Source organism: Candidatus Woesearchaeota archaeon (assembly GCA_026394965.1).
In the GTDB taxonomy this organism is placed as follows: Archaea; Nanobdellota; Nanobdellia; order Woesearchaeales; family 0-14-0-80-44-23; genus JAPLZQ01.
The window spans coordinates 1-9,418 of the sequence record JAPLZQ010000102.1; the positions used below are offsets into that span (position 1 = coordinate 1).

A 9,418-nucleotide genomic window follows, 5' to 3' on the forward strand; every position below is an offset into this window, starting at 1 on the left:
CAGCAAGCCCAATCTGGGCTAATTCTCCTGTGTTTGTATTAACTCTAAATATGGCATCATATGAGTTAAAACCTTCAGCATCATATGCACCTCTTGCAATATATGACCCGCCCTGATAACCTGCGGATATTTGATATGTCCAAAAACCAATTGAAAAATCTCCTGCACCAAAATTTAATGTTGGATTATTTAATATTTCAATATAATCATTAATGCTGTCAAAGCTTAGTGCGCTTCCGAATTTGCCTGCTGTCCAGATTGGACCGTTGCTGAAATGAATGTAATCAATATATACTGTCCCTGTTGTTGATTGGAAATTGAAGTCAACTCGAAGGTCATCTATTGTTCCGTCATTGTCAATCCATTCAGCATCTGTGACTTGTACATCCAAAGTGTGCCATTCGCCGTCAGAAATTATACCGGTAAAGTACTGGCTGCAGGTTTCACTGAAACCAGAGCAGTCAGTGTTATCAGTATAAAACAGTTGTATTTGTGTGGGTCCATTAACGTAGCTTTTGTATCTGATAGTTAGTGTGTTATAAGATTCATCAAAGTCAGTTATATCTTTTAAAAAGTACGGGTCGGTAATATTTGTAATCTGTGCCACATAATTTCCTTCAGAGGCACTTCCAGTAATCTGGTTTTCGGTCCAAGATTCTGTACTGTTAAATTCATCAATGATGGTTTTATTAGTGGTGCCATCATTGCCGTACTTAGAAATATCAACAATATTTGTTGCACTGTCTCCTATTGCTGAGTTGTTGTTAAAGTTCATGGCTAGAACAAGAGAATCGTCATAGAAGGAATAGTTTGTGTTGTTCCAGTTGAACTTGAAAGTGTCTAAGCCGGCGCCGGCTTCTGTTATTGTCATGTTAACTTCTGTGTAATTTCTGGAAACATAGGAATTATTGGCAGATGTTGGAAGAGCAAAGTTTAAGGTCGGCGCTGCATTGTCCCAGTATACGTTAAATGATGCAGTATTGCTGTCGCTCCAGTTGTTGTAGCATGTTGCTGTTGCAGGCGCATAATTGGTTTTATCTGCGCTGTCCCAAGTGTATGTCCAGTTGTATGGCGTTAGGCTGTCGTTTCCTCCTGCGCTTACTGTTGTTGGGTATGTGACATTTTTTATTGATGCGTTTGTTCCTCCTGTTGTGGATGCGCTTATGCTGACTATGAAATCCCCGGTGCTTGCATTATTGTAATAAACGCTTGTTCCTGTGACATATGAATAAGATGTGGCTTCGGATATTCCGCTTAAGGTGCATGTTACAGTATAAGCCCATGCGCGGAACCCAAAATAGTGCATGTCCTCTGCAAAAGGATTTATGCCATAAAGCAAAAAGAAGAGCATTGCAAGAGTGAGAAGTATTCCAGTTATTCTCCTTCCCTCTCCTTTCCCATCCATCTTTATCATGTTTTTTCTTTTGCCTTATGATATGCTGTCCAGATTGTCCTTTCGTTCCTTTTTATTAAGAGAGCAATTTCGCTGTATCTCATCTTGCGGTTTTCCCTGAGGAATTTAACTGCAGATTCAAGGATTCCGAGATTTGAATTTGCAAAAGCAGATATCGGTATTTGCAAGCCTGAATTTTTCGCATTTGCCCTTAGTGGTTTTTTCTTTTTTGCATTGCGGTAAGTTGCCCATACGCTTTTGTATTCCCTTCCAAGCATATTTGAAATTTCATTTATTGAGAATTTTCCATCATCTTTCAGGTATGAGATAACAGATTCCAATGGTGCAAGCCCTCGCAAGAGCGCATTGACAGGAATCGAACTTCTCCCATTTTCCGCAATCTCAAGTATCTCTTCTGGCTTGATTTTATACCTGCTTGAAAGCCAGAATGTGTTCCTGTCAATCTCAAGGAGCATCCTCCTGTCTTCAGGCAGCATCCCGATTATTTCTTCATTCCCATCCGATAATTCCTGTTCTTGCTTCATTTTTCGTATTTAATAAGTATTTTATACCCATTAGTTTAAATATTTATCTAATTTAATAAGTATTATTCCTCATCCATTCTTGTTGAAACCTGGTATGAAACACCTTCATTTTCTGATTCTAAGATTACTATTCCTTCTACTGTAACCCTGATTTTCCCGCTCTTCCCTGTCTTAACTCGCCCGTTGACATAGTTTTCTATCTGGCTTTTTATTGCAGATTCTATCATTCGGTTTATCTCTTCGGGGTCAAGTGTTGCGTTTATGTTTCCGCAAGGCCCTCCAATGCACCTTACTCCTGCCTTGAAGGTGAAGAACTTAAGGTATGGGACAGTTGTGTTTCCGAAGTCCTCGTAAGGCCACACATAATACGGCTCAAAGTGCCCGTATGCAGAGTTGTTGAATGTGAAAGTGTAGATGTTTGTCCTGACATCTGCATTTGAGTTATTGGCAAATACAGTTACTGTCCTTATTCCCTCGCTCCATCCGCTTGTGTTTATCTCATATGGCGAGTAGAATGTTGCATTTGCGCTTCCGTTGTTGCTGTACCAAGTTGCATTTGCAGAAGTTATGCTGAAATTGAGGACAACTCCAGTATGCACTATTGTGTTGTTGACTGGCTTAAGCATTGTTATTGCTGGAAGCCCTGCGACGTTGTATGAGTGTGCTGTTTTTCCTCCGAACCTGAACTCCTGGTCATGCTTTCCTGGAGTCATTACATACACAGTATAGTATGAGCTCTCAGTGCAGTTGTAGTTCTCTATGAATATTGAAGAGACAGGGATGCTCAAGTTTGAATCTGATAAGATTGTATAATTGGCATATACTGTTTCGGTTCCGAAGCAAGGAACGCTGCTGTTCTCAATTGTTCCATTGACACATGCTGCACTTGTTATCACAAGCGCACTATCCTTCCTGCTCTCGTTTCCGCATGTAATCTCAAGGAATCTCAAATCATCAGCAGTTTCATTGAGGTCTATTGGTTCCTCTCTGTATGTTGTTTCATTGTATGCGCTTATTGTGAGGTTTGCAGTTCCTGTTGTGTTGAATTCAGTTGTCCAGTTCCCTCCGACCATCGGGTAGCTCTGCACAGTTATGACATTGAGCTCTATCTCAATCTCAAAGCTCTCATTGCTGAGCATTGGGACAATCCAAACAATCCTGTCCATCATGCTGTTGTTGTTCAGGTCAAGGAATCTTACTGCATACCTTTCATTCTCTGTTACATCTTCCCTGCTTCCATTCTTAATGAGGTAGATTCTTATCTGCTCTGGCTTTGCCTCTGTTATGTCTGAGTATGCTGTTGTGTTTATGTAGTGGACAGCTGAGTTAGAAGTGATTGTGACATTCTTTGTGATAACAGAGCCAGTTGTAATCTCTTCCCCTTCTATGCTCTCTGGTGCAGTTGTTGCAAACTCCACAAGGTATTCCTCATTCTCTGCGCTTGTGGTTAATATTGTGATGTTCCTTGCAAAGCTCTCTGTCAATGCCTCTTCTGTTGCCTGCGTGGCATTTTCTGCAGTTATGTTCTCTTCACTTAATGGAGTCTCTGTTGCATTTTCAATCGCTTCTTTTGTTTCTTCTTCTGCAGTTATGTTCTCAGCAATTTCTGCTGTTATCTCCTTAACTGGCTCTTCTTCTGCTATTTCTGGCACAGGCGTTATGCTTTCAAGAGGAGCAGCTTCTTCTGTTGCGTTTTCAGATGCATTTGCAGTAGCGTTTATCTCTGGAACGCTCACATTCAGTTCGCTGATGTTGATGTTTAGATTCTCTGTTGTGCTGATGTTCTCTGTCGCATTTTCTATAACGCTCTCTGTTATATTCTCAAGCGCAGCAGTTATATTTTCTGTAATGTTCTCTGTGAGGTTTTCAGCTGCGCTCTCTGGAACGCTTAAGTTCAAAGGAGATTCAGTTAAGTTTTCTGGCTCAGTTATGTTTTCGTCTGAAACTGCAAATCCGGTTATTCTTCCAAAGCTTCTGAATATGCTTATAATCCAGTCAATGAACCTCTCAAGAAGCCCGATTCCATTTCTGCTGTCATAAACTGCAAATCCGGTTATTCCATTAATCTTCTGCTGCTCTTTTATCCTGTTTATTCTGATTCTTTCAGCTGCCTTCTCATTGTTGTAGTCAGAAAGCGTCTTCTCTTTTCCTTTTTCTTTTACAATGATGTCAGATGCCTCAATCTCAGTTGTTCCGCTCTTCCTGTATACTGTTATGTTCTCTGCATCTTCTGGGAGAGGTATTTCTATCTCCTGGACGCGCTTCTCAATATTTTCAACTTTCACTGATTTTGTCCAGTAAACCGGTTTTCCAATCTCTGAATCTGACTGCGTGAATTCTTCTGTTGTGAGCTTGAAGCCCTTTGCCAGCACTTCAACTTCAATTGTGTGTTCTGTTGAATTCCAGGAATTGGTTGCCTCAATCCTTATCTCTGCTATGCCTTCAAATCCGGAATTTGCAGTAATTGTTATGTTTTCTTCATTTTGAGCGATTGTGAGATTTTCTGCTGAAAGCACTGAGTAATGCAAAACATCTCCGTTCACATCTGTGCAGTAAATTGAGAGGTTTATGGTAATCTCTGACGTTCTTGTAATCGTCTGCTTTGGAACAATGCATTCGGGCGCATTTTCAGTCCTTTCCTCAGCAATCACTGAAATCTCATTGCTGTATGTGGAGGATATGAGGTCTGAAGCAATGAATCTTATTGTGTATGTTCCTGCCTTTTCTGCAGTTATCTCTGCATTCTCTCCTGTTATTGCTATGCTGAGCCCGTCTGCTCCTGATGCGAGGTAGATTATTGAGTCGTTTTCTGCGTCTGCAAAGTGCGCTGATAAGTCAATAGTTCTCTTTTCCCCGACAATTATGCTGAAGTCCTCAATCGGCAGGATTAATTCCGGCGCAAGGTTGATTGTAATGTTTGCTGAAATATTCTCTTCAGGCCCAGTGATATTTTCAAGAGGCGCTTCTGGGATTATTCCTGTTGCGTTTTCTTCCGGCGCAGTAATGTTTGCAGTTGCGTTTGTCTCTGGAACACTGACATTAAGCTCGCTTATGTTAATGCTTAAATTTTCTGCTGTGCTAATATTTTCTGTTGCATTTTCTATAATGCCCTCTGTTATATTCTCAAGCACAGCAGTTATGTTTTCTGTAATGTTCTCTGTGAGGTTTTCAACTGCGCCTTCTGGAACGCTTAGGTTCAAAGCAGGTTCAGTTAAATTTTCAGGCGTTTCATTCAGTGTTGCAAATCCAGTTGTTGCAGGCTTTATGAAGAATGCACCTATTCCGATAGCAAGAATCATGAGCACTGCAAGGACTGCCCTTGCGCTGATTGCCCCATTCTCTATCGAATCTATGCGATTCTCAAGCTCGCTCTTTCTTCTGCTGTATGCCTCTATCTTTTCGCTGTAGTATTCGCTCCATTCCTCAACTGTCCTTCCGGCAAGGTATTCATCAACTGCTCTCTCATACTCTTTTCTTCCATATTCATTCCTAAGATATGCGGAATAGAGCTTTTCGCTGTTTTCTCTTATTTCAGCAGAGTATCTCCTGCATTTTTCTATGCTTTCTAAATTTGCAGCTAATTCGCGCCTAAAGTTCTCTGTCCTTCTGCTGCCTTTCTTATTCATTGCCTTCCTTCAGGGCTTTTTTTCCTGCCCTGTGATTTATTGTCCATATCGTGCGTTCATCCCTGTGGACTATTTCAGAATTAATGCGATTTTGCTTAAGGAGTATTTTTTCTCTTCAACAAAATATTTTGTTATTGCTTCAAGTGAGCCTAATTTCCTTGAGAATATTGAGGCAGGAATCTCTTCCTTTTCCTCTGTAAGGATTTTTAACAGCTCTTCAGCAGTTATTCCACTGTATTTTTTAAGGCTCTCTCTTATGAAATCCTTGAGGATTTCCCTGTCGTTCTCAGAAATTCTTTTCTTGTATTCCCTTAAAAGATGTTCAGTTGATTTTTTTGAAGAATAAGTTTTATCGGTGTTAGGAGTATTGAAAGTAGTGTCATCTCTGCTATTTCTTCTCTCGCCGTCCTTTTTTTCTTGCACGATATGGACCAGTTTTTACTGAAATGTATGAACGCACACAAAAATTATACAAATATACTTATTATGTAAGTATTTTAATATATAAATATTTCTTTTTTTCCATTAAATTAACCTACTATGTAAGTATAGAATTTGACGTATTATGTAAGTAAAATTTTAATTTTTTTGGGCTATTCAAAAGATTTATATAGAAATTTTCTATTCCCAAACTCTTATGAACATTTCTGACATCATTGACGGATTGCATCCCTATGAGAGAAAAGCAATTATGGCTATGAAAGATGCAACCGGGTTTAATGATATTCTGGCAAAAAGCGGGCTTAAGGACATCCAGCTCATGCGGGCAATCCAGTGGCTCCAGAACAAAAACCTTGTTATTGTCAAGGAAGAGATAAAAGAGCTTATTGCGCCTGATTCAAACGGAAAAATCTATCTTAAGGCAGGATTGCCTGAAAAAAGGTTTCTTCTTGCAATAAAGGGCGGTCCAGCCAATATTTCTGCTTTAAAGTCAAAAATAAATCTTTCTTCCCAGGAGATTGAAGTCTGCATAGGGCTTCTTAGGAAGAAGCTTGCGATAAACATAAAGAAGAAGGCAAAAGGGCTTGAATTTGAGATTACTGACAATGGGCGTGAAATCCTTGAGCGCGGCTCGCTCGAGGAGCAGTTCCTTAAAAGGCTTCCTATAGAATCCTCAGGAATGGGGCGGGAAGACAGGTTCTGCTTTGATGAGCTGAAGAAGCGCCAGAAGATTATCAAGACCAAGCTTGTTAAGACAAGGACTGTTTTCCTGACAGATGATGGAAAGGAAATTGCCGGCTATGACCTCATGCAGGAGAATATTGAGGCTCTAACCCCTGAGCTCATAAAAAGCGGCTCATGGCAGTTCAAGAAATTCAGGAGGTATGATGTCAAGGCTTCTGTGCCGAGGGTGTTTTACGGGAGAAGGCACTTTACAAATGAGGCTCTTGATTACATAAAGAGGATTTGGCTGGATATGGGTTTTAAAGAGATGCAGGGCAGATTGGTCCAGCAGAGCTTCTGGAATTTTGACGCGCTTTTCACTCCACAGGATCACCCTGCAAGGGAGATGCAGGATACTTTCTTTCTTGGAAATCCAGACAAGGCAAAGCTTCCTGATAAGGCGCTTGTTGAAAAGGTGTCCTCAGCTCACGAAAACGGATGGACAACAGGAAGCAAGGGCTGGCGCTACCACTGGAATCCAGAGGAAGCAAAAAAGCTGGTGCTAAGGACCCACACTACAGCGCTTTCATCAAGGACAATTGCATCATTGAATCCGGAAAGCCTTCCGGCAAGGTATTTTGCAGTCGGAAGATGTTTCAGGAACGAGACTCAGGACTGGAGCCACCTTTTTGAGTTCTACCAGGTTGAGGGAATTGTAATTGACCCCAATGCAAATTTCAAGAATCTCATAGGATACCTGAAGCTTTTTTACAAAAAGATGGGATATGACGAGATAAGAATAAGGCCGGGCTATTTCCCATATACTGAGATGAGCGCAGAGATTGATGTGTATGACAAGAGCCGCGGAAAGTGGATTGAGCTTGGAGGCGCAGGGATGTTCAGGCCCGAAGTTGTTAAGCCCCTTCTCGGAAAGGATGTGCCTGTTCTTGCCTGGGGGCTCGGACTTGCAAGGATTATAGTCAAATAAGCATACCTCCTGAAGCTTCTGGGAAAAAAGGTTCCTGACAGGATTCTTGAAGAAAGAATATGCATGCTTGGGACAGCTCTCGATAAGATTGATTCAAAAGAGCTTGCAGTAGAAGTGTTTCCAAACAGGCCTGATATGCTTTCTGTTGAGGGGTTTGCAAGGGCTCTTTCAGTTTTCATTGGCATAAAAAAGGGTTTTAAGGAATACAAAGTCAAGAAAACCCCCCTTAAGGTTGATGTTGATTCCTCTGTAAAGAGTGTAAGGCCGTTCATAAAGTGCGCAGTAATGAGAAACGTTAATCTTGACGATGATGCAATAAAGAGCCTTATGCAGCTTCAGGAAAAGCTTCACCAGACTCACGGCAGAAAGAGGAAGAGGGTTGCAATAGGAGTTCATGATTTTGACAAGATAAAGTTCCCTCTTAAATACAAGGCAGTTAAGCCCGACTCATATTCCTTCATACCTCTCGGAGACAAGAGAAAGCTCACAATGGAGCAGATTTTAAAGAGGACTCCGAAAGGGGAAGCCTATGCCTGGATTCTTGAGGGAAAGAAGGAGTATCCGATAATTGTTGATGCAGCAGACAATGTTGTAAGCTTCCCGCCGATTATCAACGGAATCCTAACCCAGGTAACAGATGAAACCAGGAACATTTTCATTGATGTCACAGGGACAGATGAGCTTGCAGTTTCGCAGGCATTGAACATCATTGCATTGACCATTGCAGACAGGGGCGGGATAATATGCTCAGTTAAGACAGGCAGGGACATAACTCCTGATTTGAAGCCTTCTCAAATGCCCCTTGACATTCCTTATGCAAACAAGATGCTTTCATTGAATCTCAAAGAGTCTGACATAAAGAATCTGCTCTCAAAGATGGGGATAGGTTACAAGGGAAAGAAGGCATTAATACCCGCATACAGGGTGGATATCCTTCACCAGATGGACCTTGTTGAGGACATTGCAGTTGCCTACGGCTATGAGAATTTTGAGCCAGAGTTTTCTGAATTCTCAACAACAGGCGAAGAGGATAAGAGGGAAATATTCTTCAGGCACGTTTCAGAAATCCTTGTGGGCCTGGGCTTTTTGGAGACAAGCACATGCCATCTTACAAACTACAATAACATAAAGATGAAGATGAACTGCGATATAGGCTACATTGAGCTTGCAAACTCAGTATCATCTGACTACTACATCTTAAGACCATGGCTTCTTCCCTCTCTCATAAAAGTCCTTTCTGAGAACAAGAACAGGGAATTGCCTCACAAGATTTTTGAGATTGCAACTGTATTTTCCCCGAATGATGAGGAGGAGACAAGGGTTTCTGAGAAGAAAATGCTCTCAATTGCAATTGCAAGCACAAATTCAGATTTCACAAAGATTAAGCAGGTTGCAGAAGCCCTGCTCTCTGCACTTGGAGTTAAATATTCAATAGATGAAGGGAAGCATCAATCCTTTATTTCAGGGCGAATTGCAGACATAATTGTTTCAGGGAAGAAGATAGGCTTCATGGGCGAGATTTCCCCCCAGGTGCTTTCCAACTGGGAGATTGAGACTCCAGTATGCGCTCTTGAGATAGATATGGAAAGCATTTATTCATTTATATGAGATTAAATTTTTTTTTCGCATTGGAATTGATTGGGAATCGTTTCTGTTATTAAAAATAAAATTATACAATAATTTAATCAAAGCAAATCATTGTTTAAAATCAGAAAGGATAATCCCAATTTTAAAATTATAATTAATAAAATAAAAAATAAAT

Annotated in this window: 6 protein-coding genes; 2 read left to right on the forward strand and 4 right to left on the reverse strand. The window is 40.8% G+C overall.

Features of this window, described 5'->3' with window-relative positions; translation table 11 throughout:
• The 4 genes from NTV63_04475 to NTV63_04490 all read right to left on the reverse strand — a co-directional run.
• Positions 1 to 1,414 (reverse strand): hypothetical protein (locus tag NTV63_04475; protein ID MCX6710175.1); only part of this gene is annotated, 1,414 nt, incomplete at its 3' end.
• Positions 1,411 to 1,938, reverse strand: coding sequence for a hypothetical protein (locus tag NTV63_04480; GenBank protein ID MCX6710176.1), 528 nt, complete (start codon positions 1,936 to 1,938; stop codon positions 1,411 to 1,413). The genes NTV63_04480 and NTV63_04475, both read right to left, overlap by 4 nt.
• Before the next feature lie 62 nt (positions 1,939 to 2,000).
• Positions 2,001 to 5,564 carry a hypothetical protein gene (locus NTV63_04485; protein ID MCX6710177.1) on the reverse strand — a complete coding sequence of 1,188 codons (3,564 nt, stop codon included), beginning with the start codon at positions 5,562 to 5,564 and terminating at the stop codon, positions 2,001 to 2,003.
• A 69-nt stretch (positions 5,565 to 5,633) separates the two neighbouring features.
• Complete coding sequence (locus tag NTV63_04490) at positions 5,634 to 5,987, reverse strand: hypothetical protein (protein ID MCX6710178.1); 354 nt, start codon at positions 5,985 to 5,987, stop codon at positions 5,634 to 5,636.
• A gap of 214 nt (positions 5,988 to 6,201) precedes the next feature.
• On the opposite strand from NTV63_04490, the gene NTV63_04495 reads away from it, so the two are divergent.
• Positions 6,202 to 7,656, forward strand: a complete 1,455-nt coding sequence (locus NTV63_04495; GenBank protein ID MCX6710179.1) for a phenylalanine--tRNA ligase subunit alpha — start codon at positions 6,202 to 6,204, stop codon at positions 7,654 to 7,656.
• 42 nt (positions 7,657 to 7,698) lie between these two features.
• Entirely contained in the window at positions 7,699 to 9,264 is a 1,566-nt protein-coding gene (gene pheT / locus NTV63_04500) for a phenylalanine--tRNA ligase subunit beta (protein ID MCX6710180.1), read from the forward strand.
• The last annotated feature ends 154 nt before the right edge of the window (positions 9,265 to 9,418 follow it).